Here is a 20,289-nt window from a genome sequence, read left to right as displayed (position 1 = left end):
AAAAATTACGATTTTGAAATACTATATTTGTGAATAACTAATTAAAAATTATATGACGTTAATAAAATCCATTTCAGGAATTCGAGGTACAATAGGTGGTCAAGTAGGTGATAATTTAACTCCTATTGATGCTGTAAAATTTGCTTCGGCCTATGGTATGTGGGTAAAGCAGCAACGCGACAAACAAAATTATAAAGTTGTAGTTGGGCGAGATGCGCGTATTTCTGGAAAAATGATACAGAATTTAGTAATGAATACACTAATTGGCTTAGGTATAGATGTGGTTGATGTAGGTCTTTCTACTACACCAACTGTTGAGGTTGCTGTGCCTATGGAACATGCCGATGGCGGTATAATTTTAACAGCAAGCCACAACCCAAAGCAATGGAATGCTTTAAAATTATTAAATAGCAAGGGCGAGTTTGTTGATGCCAAAGCAGGTGCCGAAATTTTAGAAATAGCAGAAAATAATACTATAAATTTTGCTGATGTAGATAGTCTGGGAAAAATTACTAAAAATAAAGCATATATAGATTTACATATTATTGAAGTACTGGATTTAGATTTAGTAAATGTAAAGGCTATTGAGAATGCTAATTTTACAGTAGTTTTTGATGGTGTAAATTCTACCGGAGGTATTGCTATACCTTTGCTTTTAGAACGTTTAGGTGTAAATGTAATTAAATTATATTGCGACCCAAACGGGCATTTTCCGCATAACCCCGAACCTTTAAAAGAGCATTTAACCGATTTGTCTGAAGCTGTAAAAAAACACAATGCCGACTTTGGAATTGTGGTAGATCCAGATGTAGATAGATTAGCCTTTATGGATGAAAATGGAGAAATGTTTGGTGAAGAATATACGTTAGTGGCTTGTGCCGATTATGTGTTAAGCAAAACACCAGGAAATACAGTAAGCAATATGAGTTCTACCAGAGCATTGCGCGATGTAACCGAAAAACATGGCGGAACATATGAAGCAAGTGCTGTAGGCGAAGTGAATGTTGTGAATTTAATGAAGAAAAATAACGTGGTTATTGGAGGTGAAGGTAACGGTGGAATAATTTATCCTCCAGCACATTATGGTAGAGATGCCTTAGTTGGAGTAGCTCTGTTTTTAAGTTTATTAGCCGATAAAAAAATGAGTGTTAGTGCGCTTAAAAAAACCTACCCAAGTTATTTTATGAGTAAAAAGAAAATAGAATTAACACCAGAATTAGATGTTGATGCTATTTTAAAAGAAATAGAATCCCGTTACCAAAACGAACAATTAACCACTGTTGATGGTGTGAAAATAGATTTCCCGGAGAATTGGGTACACTTACGAAAAAGTAATACAGAACCTATTATTAGAATTTATACTGAAGCTAAATCGCAAGATGTTGCAGATAATTTAGCTGATAAATTTATTGAAGAATTAGGTGAAATAGCCAAAAAATAAGATTGATTTAAAACAAAAAAAAGGCTATAAACAATGTTTATAGCCTTTTTTTTTTGGAACGATTATTTGCTATTAATCTAAAACCGGAATTTCAATTTGGTTTGTGCTGTATAAGTAAGTCGCTTCTTTTTGTTTAAAATTAGCAATAGCGCTTATTAAGCTAGCTTCGGCTTCTTCTTGAGTTTGTCTTGCGTTTAATAAATCGGTTAAATTGTTTAAACCACTATTGTAATTATCACGTTGAGCTTCAAGGTTTTTGTTGGCAAAAGTAAGTTTGTCTTTTGCATATTGAATTTGTTTGTTTGCTGTTTGTAAATCGTACCAATTTTTGGTAATGTATTTTGTTAATTGATCTTCAACATCATGTAAATTATTTTCAGCAATTTGTAAATCCACTTCTTTTTGGCGAATTTTCTTTTTTTCTTTTCCCCAGAATGCAGAAATAGGTATGGTTACTGTACCAAAAGCAATGGGTTGTATATCCATATCAAAAGCATTGTTAAAAGTACCTACTTTTACTGCGTTTACGCCCACGGCAACTTGTGGTAATAAATTCGATTTTTCATTTTTAACTTGCAATTCGGCAGCACTTACTTGTTTTTGAGAAAGTTGATATAGATTGTTGCTAGCTAAATCAATAGTTAAATTGTTATCTAAAATTGCCGATGAAAAAGCCTCTTCATTAATACTGCTTGTGGCTACCATAGTAGTGTCAAAAGGTATTCCTACATATAAAGCTAAATCTAAAAGTGCAATTTTTCTAAAATTAGCAAGTTCTAATTCGTTAACCAGAATATTACTTTTTTCAACATTTACTTGTAGCATTTGGCTTTCAGATATTAACCCAGCATCTAGTAAGTCCTGTTGTTGTTTTAAAAGTTCGTTAACATACGTTTTACCTGCTTGTAATACTTTTTGTTGCTCTTGTAACTGTATTAGCTGCCAAAACTTTAATTCTGTATTAAACATAACAGAATCTATAGTAGTTTCATGACCAATTTTTCTAGCTTCTAATTGTAATTCAGCTAGCTTATTGCCAAGTCTTACTTTGCCTCCTGCATAAACGGCTTGTGTTGCTGTAGCGCCTACAGAATATATATTCTCAATACCGTCGGGCAAATAGGTTGGTATTTCAGGTACTAAATAATCAAAAGCTTGAACAGCAAATGCATTTGCTGAAACTTCTGGAAAATAATTATCAAAAGCTTCTTGCTTAACAAATTCTGCTTTTTTTATTAAAAGTGAATCGTTTTTTATACTTCTACTGTATTGTAGCGCTTTCTTTTTTAAATCGTCTAGTTTTAATTGTTTCTCTTGTGCATTAACAGTAACTGTGTTAAATAATAGAAAGACAATAAAAACGCTAGTAGATAAATATGCTAATTTATATGTGTTACTCATGGTTTTCAATATTTTGTTCTTGTTCAGTTTTGTCTTCATCTCCTCTAAAAAATATCCAATATAAAATTGGTAATACATATAATGTTAATACCATAGATACTAATAAACCAAAGGCAATTACAGTACCAAGTGGTCCCCAAAGACTAGAGCGACTAATTATCATTGGTGTTACACCAACCGCAGCGGCAGCCGATGTTAAAAATATTGGACGCATTCTGCGTTCTGCAGATAAAATAGCAGCTTCTTTAAATGTTTTACCATGGTGGAGGTGAAGCTCATCGGCATAATCTATTAAAATAATACCGTTTCGTACTACAATACCACATAATGCTAAGATGCCTAAGAATGAAGTGAAACCAAATGGATATTGCATAAGCAGTAACCCTAAAGCGGCTCCTAAAATACTTAAAGGCATTGTTATAAAACTTAAAATAGCGTGTTTAAACGATTTAAAATGCCAGATAAGTATAAGTACGATTAGTACAACGCTAACTAGTAGAGAAATTCCCATTGGTACAAGATTTTCTTGAGACATCTCGAATTCTCCACCATAATCTACAGTAATGTGGTCCGGAATGTTAAGTTCTTCTAATTTTGGTTTAATTTTTTCTAATACTACGTTGGCAACGGCACCTTTTTCAATATCTACTCTAACGGTTAAGCAGCGCATACCATTTTGCCTTACAATTTGCTCTTGTCCCCAGTCTGCTTTTATTTCTGCTACTTGAGTTAACGGAATGTTTTTACCAGTAGAAGGTACAATAACAGAAAGTTGATTTAACTCTGATATAGTTTGCGCTTTATCTGTTTTAGATTTTACTTTTACATTTATAGCGTAATTATCATCGTAAATTTGTGTAGCCTGTAAACCTTCGGTATTCATAGCAATAGTATTTGCTATATCGGTTTTGGTTAATCCGGCTTGTGCTAATTGTTGTTCTTTTATTTTTATACCAACTTTATTGTACACTTCTCCAAAATCGGTTCTAGACCAAATGGTTTGTGGTGTTTGTCTTGCTAAGTTTATTATGGAATCGCCATACTTTTTAATTTCCGCAATGTTATCACCATATAGTTTAATTTCAATAGGTGCAGGTTTACCAACCATGTTTAATTGCTTCATTCGTAAATATGCATTCGGGAACATGTTTGCATATTTTTGGTCGTATTCTTTTAAAACTTCTTCTGTAGCATCATCAGAGGTAGTTGTTACCAAAATTTGTGCATAGTTTTTTGCTGGTAAATTAGGTGCATAAACCATGTGGAATCTTGGAGAACTTTCGCCTATAAAACTTGTGTAGTTAACCACACGTTCATCTTTAGCGAGTACTTTTTCGAATTCATTTACAACTTTAGCTGTTTCTTCTAAGTTGCTAGCTTTATTTAAATTAACTTCTACAGCAAATTGATTTCTTTCAACTATGGGAAATAATTCTTGGCTTACGTTTGAAAATAAGACTAACCCTAAAACAATAGAAAGAACACCAGCTAAAACCGTAATTCTGTAATGCTCCATAGCTTTATTAACGCTATTGTTGAAGAAAGTTTGAATACGATCTAGCATCGATTTTTTATGTTCTTCGCCTTCTTTTTTATCGGCATGAAGTCCTTTTTTAATAAAAACAGTATTTAAATGCGGTACTAATAAAATAGATATGGTTAATGAAAGGAATAGCGCTATAGATATTGTCCATGGAAATGTACTTAAAAAGTCTTTCGCTGTTCCGCTCATAAAAAACATAAGCGGGAAAAAGGTAGCTGAAATTGCTAGGGTAGCAGTAAATACAGATGGAAACAGTTCGGTAGCACTTTCTAAGGCAGCTTCCCAGCGTGTTTTACCTTCGTCTAGTTTTTCAATGTAATTATCTATAACCACAATAGGATCATCTACCACAATACCTAAAACTACAATTAAAGCGGCTAGGGTAACTGTGTTTAGTTCCATATTTAGCAAATACATAACGGCAAGTGTTGATGCAATGGTAATAGGAATTGTAGCGGCAGCTAAAGATGCCACACGAAAAGGTAGCAAAAGCATACTTACTAAAATTACACCCATAAGGGCATAACCAAACTCTTTCATAAAATGTGCAATGGAGTGGTTTACAGCTTCAGGTTGATCTGCAATTACATTTATTTTAATGTCTTGAGGTAAATCTTGCTTAAGTTTAGAAATATGTTCTTCAATTTCATCTCCAAATTGTACAATGTTATTGCCTTTAGCCATTTCTAAAGTAATAATAATGCTTTTTGTACCATTGCTTTGAATGTAGGAATCCGGATCATTATACTCACGTTTTACATCGGCAACATCGCTTATTCTTATAACGTTTCCGTTTTCATCTGAAGTAATAATATGTTGAGCAATATCTGCAATATTATTGAACGATGGATTAATGTGTATTGGGTAATCTATGGTTACCGATTCTAAATCGCCTGCAGGTTTTATAGCGCCTTGAGCATTTAAACTTTGCGTTAGCATGCCAGGACTTATGGCGTATTCTGCTAATTTATTTTGGTCAACATATACAGCTATTTGCTCCTTTATGCTTCCGGAAAAACTAATTTTAGCCATTTCATCAATGCCTCTTAAATCGTCTATAATTTCTTCGGCATGACGTTGTAAGTCTTTGTATGGTCTGTCTTTAGACTCTACAGCCAAAATCATGGCAGCTGTATTACCAAAATCGCTATTTACTATAACACCTTGAACTTCTGGAGGTAACGATATTTGCTGAAATACAAATAAATCGTTTTTTAATCTGTTCCAGAACTGTTGTGTTTCGTATTTATCTACTCTGTTAGCAACTTCCACATAAACATAGCTTCTGCCTTCTTGCGAATACGAGTAGGTTTTTGCTTTATCAATTTGGTTGTAGCTAAATAAATATTCTTCTAGCTTAGTGGTAAGTTGTTCTTCTACTTCTTCGGCACTGGCTCCCGGATATATACCAACAACAAGCCCTGTTCTAATAGTAAAATCTGGAAACTCATTTCTAGACATGTTGGCTAGCCCAAGAATACCTATAAATAAAAACACCAAAGCAAGCGCTATGGGGAAAGCCGTGTTTTTCATTCCCCATTCAATAAGTGAACCTTTTTGTTTCATTTTTTATTGCGTTAAAATTTTAATTGGAGTGTTGTTGGTTAATTTATGGTAGCCGGAAGTAATTACTTTATCGCCTAATTTTAGGCCCTTTTTAATTTCAATACCATCATTATATAATTTGCCAACTTCAACCAATTTACGTTCTGCAGAATTATTTTCATTATTTACAACATATACAAAATTTTTGCCTTCGTTGGTTATAGAAACTACATCTACAGGTAGTTTGATGAATTGATTTACAGCGTTATCAATATCTTTAGATAAATTTTGAATTACGTTAGTACATGTCATTCCGGGCTTTAAGATGCTATTAGGATTATCAATAGTTATTTTTGCTGTGTATACAGGAGTTGAGGTTTCTGCTTGTACAGCAATTTCTGTAAGTTTACCCGTAAATTCTTTGTTAAGGTTAGGTACATAAATTTTTGCTTCGCTACCTGTTTTATATAAGTTTATTTCTTTATCTGATAATGAAATTATGGCTTGAACCTTAGATAGATCAACTAATTCAAGAACTGGCATTCCTGGAGAAGCTATATCGCCAGTTTCCATTTCCTTTTTGGTTATATAGCCGCTAAAAGGAGCTACTAAACTTGTGTGGCTTAGGTTTTTACTTGAAGCGTTTAAAGCAGATTGTGCTTGCTCGTAATTAGATTTTGCTTCAATCATTCGTATTTCTGCAATACTTCCTTTTTGATACACACTATTTATACGTGTAAAGTTTTCTTTAGCTAAGTTAGCTTGAGCTTTATTCGCTTCAAATTGAGCTTTATAGATTGATGGATCTATATTGGCTAAAATTTGTCCCTTTTTTACATAGTCGCCTAGGTTAACATTTAGTTTAGTTATATCTCCTGCAACTTGAAAACTAACGTTTGATGTTTTAATGGGTTTTATAATTCCTGGGTACTTTTCTGTATTATTACTATTAGTTCCGGGTGTAATTGTAATTATGCTAACCCCAATTGGGTTTATGGTTTTAGTTGTTTTTTGTTCTTTACAAGAGGTTAAAATAAGCCCCAAAAGAATAGTGTATAAAAATTGTTTATTTATCATTTTGTTATATGGTTTTTAACGATTTTATTAAAAGTTGATTTATCCAGTTTATTTTTGTTTCTATATCTCCTTTAAAGGTTTCATATATAAAAAACTCTTTTTTTGTATTGTCGCTTGTTGTAACAATTATAGTTGCTAAAAAGTTTAAATTTTCTTCATCGATAGTAATTATTTCTTCTTTTTCTATAGCCCATTTCAAACATGTTTTTATAATTTCTATATCTTGTTTTCTTAATTTAATTGCAATTGCAGAAACAAAATCTTCACCTTGTTTTAAATCGTTTAAAATGGCTTCATAAGTTTTTGCAGCATTTTTTAAATGTGTTACATGCTCATTAGCGTATATAGATAGGTTTTCTTCAATAGAATTGTTTTTGGTAATTCTTGTTTTACAGCTTTTTATTAGTGTTTCATTGAAGTCTTCCATGAATGCTTGAAAAACATCTTCTTTATTTTTGTAATAGTAATAAAGCGTACTTCTGCCTTTTCCAGATGCTTTTGCAATAAGCCCCATGTTAGCTTTGCGAAAACCATGTTTTTGAAACACAGTTTTAGAGGCTTCCATAATTTGACTTTTTACAAATTCGTCTTTTTGGTTTTTCGACATTTTATTTAAAAGTGTTTAATTTTCGACAAAAATATGAAATTTGTCTAAACATGAGGTGTAAATAATTTATTTAACAAAAAATTATTTTTTTAATAGAGCCTCAATATTTATGTTAAGTTAAATTTTAGCTCACACTAAATTTTGTAATTATCTGATTATTTGTGTTTTAGTGTTATTTTGTAATTAAAGTAGAAGAGTAATTACATGCATTGAAGAATATTAGTGTTTACGGGCGTGCTTCCAGCGTTTATGTGTCCATAAATAATATTCAGGAGCTTCTGTTATCTGTTCTTCAACAAGTTTTAAAAACTTGTCTGTTATTCCGTAGTTGTTAATGTCTTTTGGGTTTTCGGTAATAGTTTTAAATGTACATTGATAAAAACCACGTTTTAATTTGGTTACCTTCATAAAAACTACTGTCATATCCAGTTTTTTTGCTAACATTTCTGCTCCTGTATGGACGGGAACTTCAATACCCATAAATTTTTGCCAATGAAAAGCTTTGTTACGTTTAGGAGATTGATCGGAAGCAAAGCCATTTACAGATAATATACCTTGTTTTTTTTCTTTAATTAAAGTAGGTATAATGTCTTTTGTTGTAACTAAATAACTATTGTATTTAGCACGAATACGCTTTACAAGTTTATCAAAATGTTTATTAGCGAGTTGTTTGTAAACTGCGTTTCCGCGCGATTTAATAAGTGTTTGTAGTATAAAAATCCATTCCCAACTTGCATAATGTGCGCACATTAAAATAACGCTTCGGTTTTGTGTTTCAATTTCTTGTAAAAGTTCTACATTGGTAAAGGTGAAGCGCTTTTTCATTTCTAATTCAGAAATAGTCATAGATTTAATAGCTTCAACAATCATATCACATAAATGGTGGTAAAAGGCTTTTGTAATACGCTGTATTTCAGGATTAGATTTATCTGGAAAAACTAATTTTAAGTTATTTAAAACCACTTTTTTACGATAAGCAAAAACCCGATAAAGTAAAATGTACAGCAAGTCGGAAACAAAGTAAAGAAGCTTAAAAGGTAAAATTGAAATTATCCATAAAAGCGGATAAACCAGAATATATGCTAAAAATTGCATGAATTAGTTTTAGATTTGTACCTGCAAAAATACAGCAATTTTTTCATTTGAATTGCGATTACTCATAACGAAAATTAAAGAAGTATAACAATAAAAAAACTATGGGAAAATTAGATTTGATTACAATAATTTTAATAGCAGCTAATGCCTTAATTTCATATAAAGGTTTTAACGATTATAGTTTTTTCGAAAAATATAAACTACACGTAGGTTCTATTAATCGTGGTGAGCAAATACGTTTAGTAAGTTCAGGCTTTTTACATGCCAATACACAACACTTATTATTTAATATGTTATCACTTTACTTTTTTGCTGATGCTGTAATAGCATCATTAGGAACGGTAAAATTTTTAATTGTATATTTTGTTAGTTTAGTGTTAGGTAGTTTACTTTCGGTGTATTTTCATAAAAGCGAGTACCATTATAGCGCTGTAGGAGCTAGTGGGGCCGTTTCGGGTATTATTTACTCTGCAATTTTATTGCATCCAGGAATGAGTTTATACATGTATTTTATACCTATACCCATTCCTGCTTATATATTTGGTGTCGGTTATTTATTATACTCTATATATGGGATGAAAAACCGATTAGGTAATATTGGGCACGATGCGCATTTTGGTGGTGCAGTTGGCGGATATTTAATTACATTAATATTATCTCCATGGCTTTTTAGTACTAATTTATTAATGGTGATTTTATTAGCTATTCCTATACTTATTTTATTTGTACTTCGTAAAATGGGTAAAATGTAAATAGTAATTTAATTGTGGCATAGCAATTGAGTTTATAGCTGTAATACTGAGCTAATACTATTAATTAAGTTGTTGAAATTCAGTATATTTAATTATTTATTGTGTAATAAAAATTAAGATCAATTTAGTTTTTAATGACAGATTGACCTATTATGTATATATGAAAAAATCTAAATTTACAACCCTTGACAGTTTGTCACTTCAGGAATTCGATGAAAATTCAGAATTAATTCCTTTAATGACGCCCGAAGATGAAGAAGCTATAAACAACGAGGAATTACCTGAAACTTTACCAATTTTATCGTTAAGAAATACTGTATTATTTCCTGGAGTGGTAATTCCAATTACTGCAGGACGAGATAAATCTATAAAATTAATAAACGATGCCAATAAAGGTGGAAAAGTTATTGGTGTTGTAGCTCAAAAGGATGAATCTGTTGAAAACCCATCAGCAAAAGAAATTCATGAAACAGGTACTGTTGCTAGAATATTACGTGTTTTAAAAATGCCAGATGGTAATGTTACAGTAATTATTCAAGGTAAAAAACGATTTAAAGTAGCCGAGGTTTTAACCGAAGAACCATACATGAATGCTACTATTAGAGACATTCCTGAGGCTAAACCTGCCGTAAAAAACAAGGAATTTACAGCAATAATAGATTCTATTAAAGACTTAGCTTTAGAAATAATAAAAGAAAGTCCAAACATACCTAGCGAGGCTTCATTTGCCATAAAAAATATTGAAAGCAATTCGTTTTTGGTAAACTTTGTATCATCTAACATGAATTTAACTGTAGATGAAAAACAGAGTTTGTTAGAAATGAATGATTTAAAGTTGCGTGCTTTAGCTACTTTAAAATACATGAATGTTGAGTTTCAAAAATTAGAATTGAAAAACGATATTCAATCGAAGGTTCAAATGGATATGAACCAGCAACAGCGCGAATATTTCTTGCATCAACAAATGAAAACCATTCAAGAAGAATTGGGAGGCGTTAGCCACGATCAAGAAATTGATGAGATGAAAGCCAAGGCAAAAGATAAGCAATGGGACGAAAAAGTAGGTAAGCATTTTGATAAAGAAATTGCTAAGCTACAGCGTATGAACCCTCAAGTAGCCGAATATTCCATCCAAAGAAATTACTTAGAGCTGTTTTTAGATTTACCTTGGAATGAGTTTAGTAAAGATAAATTCGATTTAAAACGCGCTATGAAAATTCTAGATCGCGATCATTTTGGTTTAGAAGATGTAAAGCGCAGAATAATTGAATATTTAGCGGTTTTAAAACTGCGAAACGATATGAAATCGCCAATATTATGTCTTTATGGTCCTCCAGGAGTTGGTAAAACATCTTTAGGAAAATCTATAGCAGAAGCTTTAGGGCGTGAGTATGTACGTATATCGCTTGGTGGTTTACGTGACGAGGCCGAAATTCGCGGACACAGAAAAACTTATATTGGTGCCATGCCAGGGCGTATTATTCAAAGTTTAAAAAAGGCAGGAACATCAAACCCAGTTTTTGTGTTAGATGAGATAGATAAATTATCAAATTCACATCAAGGCGATCCATCTTCTGCTATGCTAGAAGTTTTAGATCCTGAACAAAACAGTGAGTTTTACGATAACTTTTTAGAAATGGGTTACGACCTATCTAAAGTTATGTTTATCGCAACTTCAAACAGTTTATCAACCATACAGCCGGCATTGTTAGACCGTATGGAAATTATAAATGTAACAGGTTACACTATTGAAGAAAAAGTAGAAATAGCCAGACGCCATTTATTACCAAAACAATTAAAAGAGCATGGTTTAACAACCAAAGATTTAAAAATTGGTAAAGCACAACTAGAAAAAATTGTGGAAGGTTATACACGAGAATCTGGTGTACGTGGTCTTGATAAACAAATAGCAAAAATGGTGCGTTTTGCCGCAAAAAATATTGCTATGGAGGAAGACTATAACATAAAAGTTACAAACGAAGATGTTATTGAAGTTTTAGGTGGCCCAAAATTAGAACGCGACAAATATGAAAATAACAATGTAGCTGGTGTTGTAACAGGTTTAGCATGGACACGAGTTGGTGGCGATATTTTATTTATTGAATCTATTTTATCAAAAGGAAAAGGCGCATTAACCATTACTGGAAATTTAGGTAAGGTAATGAAAGAGTCGTCAACCATTGCCATGGAATATATTAAAGCAAATGCAGAAGAATTTGGTATAGATCCGGAAGTTTTTGGGAAATATAATGTCCATATTCACGTACCAGAAGGGGCAACACCAAAAGATGGCCCAAGTGCTGGTGTTACTATGTTAACATCTTTAGTGTCCTTGTATACGCAACGTAAGGTTAAAAAAAGCATAGCTATGACAGGTGAAATTACGCTTCGTGGAAAAGTTTTACCAGTAGGAGGAATAAAAGAAAAAATTCTAGCTGCTAAACGGGCCAGGATAAAAGAAATTTTACTTTGTGAAGACAACCGTAGAGATATTGAAGAAATAAAACCAGAGTATTTAACAGGCTTAACTTTTCATTACGTTACAGATATGAGCGATGTTATTAAATTAGCATTGACAAATCAAAAAGTAAAAAATGCTAAAAAACTATAGGTTTAAAATTTTTATTATTCTTGTTTGTGTTTGTTTTGGTTTACAAGCGCAAACAAGAACTTCATATAAAGATGTACTTTTAAATGGCAAACCTGCTCGTTTAAACTTAGCTACAGGCGAGTTTATTTTGGTAGGAGAGAATGGTCAAGACTCTATTGTAGATGCCACTCGAAAGCATTTAGATTATTCCCTGGAGCGTTTAAATTTTCATATAGTTCAAGAAAATGAAAAATTAGTAGACATTGCAACACAATATGGCTTAAGTTTAAAAGAAATTCAGGCAGGTAATAACTTGCAAACTACGTTAGTTAATACAGGTCAAAAACTTCGTGTTAGAAATTTTAATCAAACCGAAATATCTTCTTCAAATAAAGAAACTTTAAACGAATCTATTTGGGTTGTTAAACCAGGAGAAACATTATACAGAGTTTCTGTAAATACAGGATTAACAGTAAAGAAATTAAAGGTATTAAATAACCTAAAGGATAATAATATTTTTGTTGGCCAAAAGCTAAAATTAAAATAGAATTAGCTACTGTTAAAAAAAATAAAAAATGCATATCTACGTTTTACTATAGTTTTAGTTACTTTGCAATGTAAATATGCTGAGAAAAATAACCCTACTTTGTTTATTAATTCATACGTTTTCCTATGCTCAAATAGGGGGAGAGGATACGTATCAATTTTTAAATTTAGTTTCTTCTCCACGTCAAGCAGCATTAGGTGGTAAAGTTCTAACTAATGTAGATTACGATGTTACCCAAGCACTTTATAATCCAGCAACTATAAATGTAGAGATGGATAATCAATTAGCTTTAAATTATGTAAGTTATTTAGGGGGCATTGGTTATGGTACAGCAGCCTACGCTTATACTGTTGATAGGCGTACACAAACCTTTCATGCAGGTGTTACATATATTAATTATGGTACATTTGATGGATATGATGAAGATGGTAATTCCACAGGAACCTTTTCTGGAAACGAAACAGCATTATCTTTAGGTTATGCCTTACAAATAGGTTACTCCGATTTTTATTTTGGCGGTAATTTAAAACTAATCACATCTAAACTTGAACAATATACATCCTTTGGAACAGCTGTGGATTTAGGTGTAATATATATTGATGAATCTCTAGATTTTAATGCAGCATTGGTTGTTAGAAATTTTGGTACACAAATAACTACTTATGCAGGCTTAAAAGAATCGTTGCCATTTGAAGTGGCTTTGGGGATGTCTCAAAAATTAGAAAATGTGCCTTTAAGATGGCATTTAACTTTAGAGAATTTACAACAATGGCCAATTGCATTTTCAAACCCGGCACGAACATCCAGCGATTTAAATGGAAACGAAACTGAAGAGAAAGTAGGTTTTTTAAGTGAAATAATAAGACACACAATAATTGGAGCAGAATTATTTCCTGAAGGCGGATTCAATATTCGATTGGGATATAATTTTAGAAGAGGCGAAGAGCTAAGAATTGAAGATCAGCGTAATTTTTCAGGTTTTTCTGCAGGGTTTTCATTAAAAATGAATAGAATGCGTTTTAGTTACACACATGCAAAATATGCTAGTGCAGCCAATACAAACTTTTTTGGTATTCAAATAGATTTACAATAAATATCTTATTGTATTTTTGCCTTACTATTAATCAATATGAAAAAAATAACAATAGCCATAGACGGCTTTTCATCAACAGGAAAAAGTACCGTGGCAAAACAACTAGCAAAACATTTAGGGTATGTGTATGTAGATACAGGCGCTATGTATCGTGCGGTAACTTATTATGCTATGCAAAAAGGTTTAATAAATAAAGAAATATTTAATACCGAAGCTTTAATTAGCGATTTACCTAAAATTACAATTAGCTTTAAGTTTAATGAAGATAAAGGCTTTGCAGAGGTTTATTTAAATAATGAAAATATTGAAAAACAAATTAGAACACTAGAAGTTTCAAGTTTTGTTAGCCAAGTAGCAGCCGTGTCTCAAGTTCGAAAAAAGTTAGTAGAACAACAACAAAACATGGGAAAGGATAAAGGTGTTGTTATGGATGGTCGCGATATTGGAACCGTTGTATTTCCAGATGCAGAGTTAAAGTTATTTATGACAGCTTCGGCAGAAACCAGAGCCCAAAGACGATACGACGAACTTATTGAACGTGGTGATAAAATTGAATACGAAGCAGTATTAAAAAATGTACAAGAACGCGATTATATTGATTCAAACAGAAAAGATTCACCGTTAGTCAAAGCCGATGAAGCTATAAAGTTCGATAACTCTAACATGACATTAAAAGAGCAGTTTGAAGAAATTTTAAAGCTAGTAAATCAAACAATTTCAAATTAAAAGCTTTGATTAACAATAAACATAAAAAAAGCGAACCAATTAGGGTTCGCTTTTTTAGTAATATAAAACTTTATTATAAGTTAGGAATAACCAATTCTTGGTCTGGGTGAATAACATCTGGATTACTTAAAATAGATGTATTAGCTTCAAAAATAGCTTTGTATTTCATAGCATCTCCATAATAATGCTTAGCAATTTTACCTAAAGTTTCACCACTTTTTACAGTATGTCTATGAAAAACGGTTTCATCTTCAACGCCAATGTTTGCCATGATATCAGATGGTTCTTGCCCTCCAATTTCTTTAATTTTATCCCAAATTAGGTTTTTTTCGTATTGCGTATTAGCGGTTCCTTTAATTTTTAAAACATCACCTTCAACAGATACGTCTCCGTTTTTAATGCTTAATTCTTCCCCTAAATCTAATACTGCTTGATATTTTTGTTTTACTGCCATTTTGTAAGATTTTTAATTAATTTAAGTTTAAATATAATGAATTTTTAAAAAGAATAACTTAAATAAAAATTAAGTTTCTCTTCAATATTAAGATACAAAAAACTAGAAAAAGTCACATTTAATTTAATGCCTCATAATTAGGTAATTAAGTTTAATGTTTGTATTTTTGCACTCCTTTTAGCGAATCAACGGAAAAGATAAAAGGAAATTAGTTATAAAATAAGTAATAACACTTCTGTGTGTCAGTCGCTTAAATCTTCCGTAGCATGCAGAATACAAAATGTAAGTCATACTTTAAAAATTAAAGCAAACTTGCAAAAATTAATTAAATGGCTGAAAAAGCACAAGAAGCTCAAGTAGAATCTACTGAAGCAAAAAAAGAAGAAACTCCAGTTGTATCTGAAGCTCAAGCAAACCCAGAAAAATTCTTAAAAGAATTTAACTGGCACAATTACCAAGAGGGTATTGATGAGGTTGATGATTTACAATTAAAAGAATTTGAAAAGTTAGTTGCTGAAAACTTTGTAGACACTTTAGATGATGAAGTTGTTGAAGGTACAGTAATTCACATTACAGATCGCGATGCAATTATTGACATTAACGCAAAATCTGAAGGTGTAATTTCTTTAAACGAATTTCGTTACAACCCTAACTTAGCTGTTGGTGATAAAGTAGAAGTATTAATTGATGTGCGTGAAGATGCAACAGGACAATTAGTATTATCACACCGTAAGGCTCGTGTAATCAAAGCTTGGGATAGAGTTAATAAAGCACACGAAACAGGTGAAATCGTTAATGGTTTCGTTAAATGTAGAACTAAAGGTGGTATGATTGTGGATGTATTCGGTATCGAAGCATTCTTACCAGGTTCTCAAATTGATGTTAAACCAATTAGAGATTACGACCAATACGTAAATAAAACAATGGAATTCAAGGTTGTTAAAATTAACCACGAATTTAAAAACGTTGTTGTTTCTCATAAAGCACTTATTGAGGCTGATATTGAAGAGCAAAAGAAAGAAATTATTGGTCAATTAGAAAAAGGTCAAGTATTAGAAGGTGTTGTTAAAAACATTACTTCTTACGGTGTATTTATCGACCTTGGTGGTGTAGATGGTTTAGTACATATTACAGATCTTTCTTGGTCTCGTATTAACCACCCTAACGAAATCGTAGAATTAGATCAAAAACTTAATGTTGTAATCCTTGATTTTGATGAAGATAAATCAAGAATCCAATTAGGTTTAAAACAATTAAGCAAGCACCCTTGGGAAGCTTTAGCTGATACTGTTGCTGTTGGCGATAAAGTAAAAGGTAAAGTTGTTGTAATTGCAGATTACGGTGCATTTATTGAGGTTGCAGATGGTGTTGAAGGATTAATTCACGTTTCTGAAATGTCTTGGTCTACACACTTACGTTCTGCTCAAGATTTCGTAGCTGTTGGTGATGAAGTAGAAGCGGTTATCTTAACTTTAGATAGAGAAGATCGTAAAATGTCTTTAGGTATTAAGCAATTACACCCAGACCCATGGACAGATATTACAACTAAATACCCATTAGGTTCTAAGCACACAGGTGTTGTACGTAACTTTACAAACTTTGGTGTTTTTGTTGAATTAGAAGAAGGTATTGATGGTTTAATTTATATCTCTGATTTATCTTGGACTAAGAAAATTAAGCACCCATCAGAATTCTGTTCTGTAGGTGATAAATTAGATGTTGTAGTTCTTGAGTTAGATGTTGAAGGACGTAAATTAAGTTTAGGTCACAAACAAACAACTGAAAACCCTTGGGATAAATATGAAACGGATTTCGCTTTAGAAACTGTTCATACTGCTGAAATCTCTGAAATCGTTGATAAAGGTGCAACCGTAGAGTTTAACGAAGATATCGTTGCTTTTGTACCAACTCGTCACTTAGAGAAAGAAGATGGAACTAAACTTAAGAAAGGTGAGAGTGCAGAGTTTAAAATTATTGAATTCAATAAAGAATTTAAACGTGTAGTTGCATCTCATACTGCTGTATTTAAGGCTGAAGAGGCTAAAATAGTTAAGCAAGCTGCTAGAAAAGCAGAAGCTGCTGCTGCCGAAGCTAAACCAACATTAGGTGATGCTAACGACGCTTTACAAGCACTTAAAGATAAATTAGACGGAAAAGCATAATTTCCTGTAAATTTTATAAATTAAAAAGCCTCGCAATTTTGCGAGGCTTTTTTTGTTAAAATGTAAATAGCTTATTATTAATTAAAAAATGTTTGTTTAAAGTTTAATATAATGTTGTTAGTAATAGGTTTTTCAATAAAACTATGTACTAATTCATGGTTTCTTGCTTTTTCTTTTTCCTTAGGGTCAATTGTAGATGAGGTAATAAATATAGTTGGTAATTTGTTATATTGTTGTTCACTAAATAACTTAAGGAATTCCCAACCAGATATTATTGGCATATTTATATCTAAAAAAATAAAATCAAAATAGTTTTTATTAAGCATTTGTAGTGCCGTATCTGCACTATCTGCACTATATACTTCAAATTTATTTTCAGAGCTTTTATTTAATATATGTGTTGTTATTTTTAAGTAAATTAAATCGTCATCAACCAATAGTATTTTCTTCATATTTACTTCCTAAAATTTAAAATAAATTTAGTGCCTTTATTTAAAGTGCTTTGTACTTTTATTTCTCCGCCCATAGTTTCTACGTAGGTTTTAGTAGTAAAAAGGCCTAAACCTAGTCCTGTACTACTTGTATGAAATCTGGATCCTAAATTAAATAATTTTTTTTCATCATCACTTAAATCAATACCTGAGCCAAAATCTTCAATAGTAATTGTAATATGGTTTTGGTGTGTTTTACCTGTTATATTAATTTGTTTGTTGTTTTCTGTTACACCATAATTTATGGCATTGGTAATTAAATTATGAATAATACTTTCTAAATAAGCGGGTATAACATTTATGTAAATATTTTTTTCAATATTTAAATTAACTTGAATTTGTTTTTCCCTAATTATGTTATTTAGCTGGCTTAAAACATTTGTAACGCAGTTTAATACATTGTAAGGCTTAACCTCAAGTAAACTATTTAGGTTTTGGAAGTTTAATAAATCGCTTATGTTTTTTATCGTGTAATCTAGCTTTGTTACACTTTCGTTTAACATATCTAAGAATTCATTATTGCTATCACTTTCATAAATTATATCTGTAAGTCCTATTATATTGGCTACCGATGCTCTAATGTTATGAGAAATCATAAAAGAGAAATCTAAAAGTCTTTGATTTTGTTCTGTGGTTTTCTTTAAAAGTGAGTTTATTTCTTCTTTTTTCTTAATTCTATTGTTAAAGTTACATATCATTTCAGCAAATAAAGTTAAGAGTAATATCTCTTTTTCAGAATATTGATATCTTTTTTTTACAGAATCGAAACCTAAAAAGCCAATACAATTCCCATTATCAAAAATGGGTATAGTTAGTAAACTTTTTATGCCTTGTGAACTCAAAATATCTTTTAATTTTAAATTATTGAGGTGTTCAACATTTTCTATATACATGTGTTCTCCCTTAATATGTGTGGTAACCCATTCTTCAAAGGCTTCCATAGGGACGTTTTGTAGGTTATCTATTTCTGGAATTATATCTTCTGCAACCCATTCGTGTGTATTGGTTGATGTGTTGTTTTCAAAATCATAGCTAAATATATATGCTCTATCTGCATTTACAAATGTGCCTAAATCTTTTAAAGCGGTATCGAATGCAGCATCAACATTTTTAGTTGGAATATTAATATAGTCTGTAGAGATTTGAAGAAGTAATTCTCGTAATTCTGTTTGTTTTTTAAGCTCGTTTTGGTAGTCTACAACATCTGTAACCTCCGTAAAATTATCAATAATTCCATTAATGGCCGGATCATGTAGCATATTTTTAAATACACCTTTAAGCCATATCCATTTTCCGTCTTTTCTACGCCATTTAGAAAGTGGTTTGGTTATTTCTACACCTGGGGTTTTTAAACTCAGAGAGAAGGCATTTAATACAGTTTTAATGTAGTCTGGGTGTACATCTTTTTCAATTACAAGACTACTCAATTCGTCTTCATTATAACCTAAAATATTAAACATTGCAGGCGAAGCATAAATTGGCTTTCCGGTTTTTGATATTATGGCAATAGCATCAACGGCATTTTCAACCAGAGATTTAAATCGTTTTTGAGATATTTTGAGATTATCTTTTATATTTTTTAAATGAGAAATATCTTGAGTAACTCCATATATTTTTTTGTAATCTCCAGATTTATATTTTTCAACAAAAATTGAAACAGAAACCATTCCAGTGGTACCATCATCATAAATAATAGGATGCTCAATGGTACGGTTATATTTTTGCTCGTTTATGGCTAAAATATTTTTAATTTTTGTGTTAACACTTTTTTGATATTGTTCGGGAATAAATCTTTCAGAATAACTTGAAACAGATATTTTTATAGGTTCTCCTGTGTTTATATTTATTTTGTGAATGTTATAAAAATGCTGGTTTAGTATGAAGTGTTGTGTATCAATATCGTATTCCCAGTAACCCAATTTTGCAATTTTTGATGCAATTTCAAACTGTTTTGCACTATCAATTAGTTTAGATTCTATAAGTTGATTTTTCTGATTTAAATGATATTGATCGTTCAAGTATTTACTTGTTTCGAAAATAAATGAATAAATATCTTTTATTGATTTTCCCTTATTAGGTTTTTTATAGTGTTCAAAAAAGTAAATGTATATAGAGAATAAAACACTATTATAAAAAGCCGCCAATAGAGGCGGGATTATATAGCTTTTATCAAAATTTTCTAAACTTGTTTGTAACCCAACTGTTTTGAAAATTAAATTATCTATAAATAGAACTATAGACATTGTTATGAATATTCTAAAAAATAAATGACGAAATATTGCAGAAAATACTTCATAAAGAATAAAAATAATTACAGAATCTAATACAAATAAAAAAGTACCTATAATTGCCCCTCTAAAGTTTACGAAATCCAATGATGATAAATTGGTACTTGTTGTAGTAACACCATCAAGATTATATAAGCGCAATGTATATTGAAAAACGGTTAATAAAACATTGGCGATAATAATAGCGTAAATTAATGAGCGTACCTTAATTAAATCTTCACATATGTAAACTAAAAGTAAGCAGAATAGTGTAGAATAAAATAATACAAATGTACCAGGCGATATTATTATTTCAGGGCCAATAGATACAAAAAATGTATTTGTTAAAAATATTTGTAAAAACTGAAATACCCCAATTGCAGTAAAAAGAAAGGCTAACCCAAGTTTTTTTCTATTCCAAAATAAGTAACACAACAAAGCAACTACAAGAAAACATTGAAAAAAAATAATTAGATTGGAGATTAGCATTGGCTGTTG

General features: G+C 31.3%; 15 protein-coding genes. 7 read left to right on the top strand and 8 right to left on the bottom strand.

The window, feature by feature from the left end; translation table 11 throughout:
• The first annotated feature begins 52 nt into the window (after positions 1-52).
• Positions 53-1,441 carry a phosphoglucosamine mutase gene (glmM, locus tag LG649_RS03675; protein ID WP_226541014.1) on the top strand — a complete coding sequence of 463 codons (1,389 nt, stop codon included), beginning with the start codon at positions 53-55 and terminating at the stop codon, positions 1,439-1,441.
• A 72-nt stretch (positions 1,442-1,513) separates the two neighbouring features.
• Here the strand turns inward: glmM and LG649_RS03670 are convergent, their stop codons facing one another.
• The 5 genes from LG649_RS03670 to LG649_RS03650 all read right to left on the bottom strand — a co-directional run bounded on the left by LG649_RS03670 (position 1,514) and on the right by LG649_RS03650 (position 8,709).
• Positions 1,514-2,842: a TolC family protein gene (locus tag LG649_RS03670; protein WP_226541013.1), complete on the bottom strand. Its 1,329-nt coding sequence runs from the start codon at positions 2,840-2,842 to the stop codon at positions 1,514-1,516.
• Positions 2,835-5,951 carry an efflux RND transporter permease subunit gene (locus tag LG649_RS03665; protein ID WP_226541011.1) on the bottom strand — a complete coding sequence of 1,039 codons (3,117 nt, stop codon included), beginning with the start codon at positions 5,949-5,951 and terminating at the stop codon, positions 2,835-2,837. The genes LG649_RS03670 and LG649_RS03665 overlap by 8 nt, the downstream gene beginning before the upstream one ends.
• A 3-nt stretch (positions 5,952-5,954) precedes the next feature.
• Complete coding sequence (locus tag LG649_RS03660; RefSeq protein ID WP_226541009.1) at positions 5,955-7,007, bottom strand: efflux RND transporter periplasmic adaptor subunit; 1,053 nt, start codon at positions 7,005-7,007, stop codon at positions 5,955-5,957.
• A 4-nt stretch (positions 7,008-7,011) separates the two neighbouring features.
• Entirely contained in the window at positions 7,012-7,614 is a 603-nt protein-coding gene (locus LG649_RS03655) for a TetR/AcrR family transcriptional regulator (RefSeq protein WP_226541007.1), read from the bottom strand.
• Positions 7,615-7,833: 219 nt separating this feature from the next.
• Positions 7,834-8,709, bottom strand: coding sequence for a lysophospholipid acyltransferase family protein (locus LG649_RS03650; protein ID WP_226541006.1), 876 nt, complete (start codon positions 8,707-8,709; stop codon positions 7,834-7,836).
• A 101-nt stretch (positions 8,710-8,810) separates the two neighbouring features.
• On the opposite strand from LG649_RS03650, the gene LG649_RS03645 reads away from it, so the two are divergent.
• The 5 genes from LG649_RS03645 to cmk all read left to right on the top strand — a co-directional run bounded on the left by LG649_RS03645 (position 8,811) and on the right by cmk (position 14,417).
• A complete protein-coding gene (locus LG649_RS03645) occupies positions 8,811-9,461 on the top strand; it encodes a rhomboid family intramembrane serine protease (RefSeq protein ID WP_226541005.1) in 651 nt (216 codons plus the stop codon).
• A 160-nt stretch (positions 9,462-9,621) separates the two neighbouring features.
• A complete protein-coding gene (gene lon / locus LG649_RS03640; RefSeq protein WP_226541004.1) occupies positions 9,622-12,072 on the top strand; it encodes an endopeptidase La in 2,451 nt (816 codons plus the stop codon).
• A complete protein-coding gene (locus LG649_RS03635; protein WP_226541003.1) occupies positions 12,056-12,598 on the top strand; it encodes a LysM peptidoglycan-binding domain-containing protein in 543 nt (180 codons plus the stop codon). Before lon ends, LG649_RS03635 begins: the two co-directional genes overlap by 17 nt.
• Positions 12,599-12,674: 76 nt before the next feature.
• Positions 12,675-13,691: a type IX secretion system protein PorQ gene (gene porQ, locus LG649_RS03630; protein WP_226541002.1), complete on the top strand. Its 1,017-nt coding sequence runs from the start codon at positions 12,675-12,677 to the stop codon at positions 13,689-13,691.
• Positions 13,692-13,727: 36 nt separating this feature from the next.
• Positions 13,728-14,417 carry a (d)CMP kinase gene (gene cmk / locus LG649_RS03625; RefSeq protein ID WP_226541001.1) on the top strand — a complete coding sequence of 230 codons (690 nt, stop codon included), beginning with the start codon at positions 13,728-13,730 and terminating at the stop codon, positions 14,415-14,417.
• A gap of 73 nt (positions 14,418-14,490) precedes the next feature.
• Here cmk and LG649_RS03620 read toward each other — a convergent pair whose 3' ends face one another.
• Complete coding sequence (locus LG649_RS03620; protein ID WP_226541000.1) at positions 14,491-14,871, bottom strand: LysM peptidoglycan-binding domain-containing protein; 381 nt, start codon at positions 14,869-14,871, stop codon at positions 14,491-14,493.
• Between the two features lie 329 nt (positions 14,872-15,200).
• Between LG649_RS03620 and rpsA the strand changes: the two genes are divergently transcribed.
• Positions 15,201-17,033 (top strand): 30S ribosomal protein S1, encoded by a 1,833-nt coding sequence (gene rpsA, locus LG649_RS03615; protein ID WP_226540990.1) that lies wholly within the window; start codon positions 15,201-15,203, stop codon positions 17,031-17,033.
• A 77-nt stretch (positions 17,034-17,110) separates the two neighbouring features.
• Here the strand turns inward: rpsA and LG649_RS03610 are convergent, their stop codons facing one another.
• The gene (locus LG649_RS03610) at positions 17,111-17,485 is read right to left on the bottom strand and encodes a response regulator (RefSeq protein ID WP_226540988.1); all 375 of its coding nucleotides are present in this window, start codon (positions 17,483-17,485) and stop codon (positions 17,111-17,113) included.
• Positions 17,486-17,487: 2 nt separating this feature from the next.
• Positions 17,488-20,280, bottom strand: a complete 2,793-nt coding sequence (locus tag LG649_RS03605; RefSeq protein WP_226540986.1) for a PAS domain-containing sensor histidine kinase — start codon at positions 20,278-20,280, stop codon at positions 17,488-17,490.
• Positions 20,281-20,289: the final 9 nt, after the last annotated feature.

This window comes from Neotamlana laminarinivorans, from assembly GCF_020523925.1.
GTDB lineage: Bacteria > Bacteroidota > Bacteroidia > Flavobacteriales > Flavobacteriaceae > Neotamlana > Neotamlana laminarinivorans.
The sequence above is the reverse complement of the archived record's forward strand: the minus strand, read 5'-3'. Positions and strand labels throughout refer to the sequence as shown.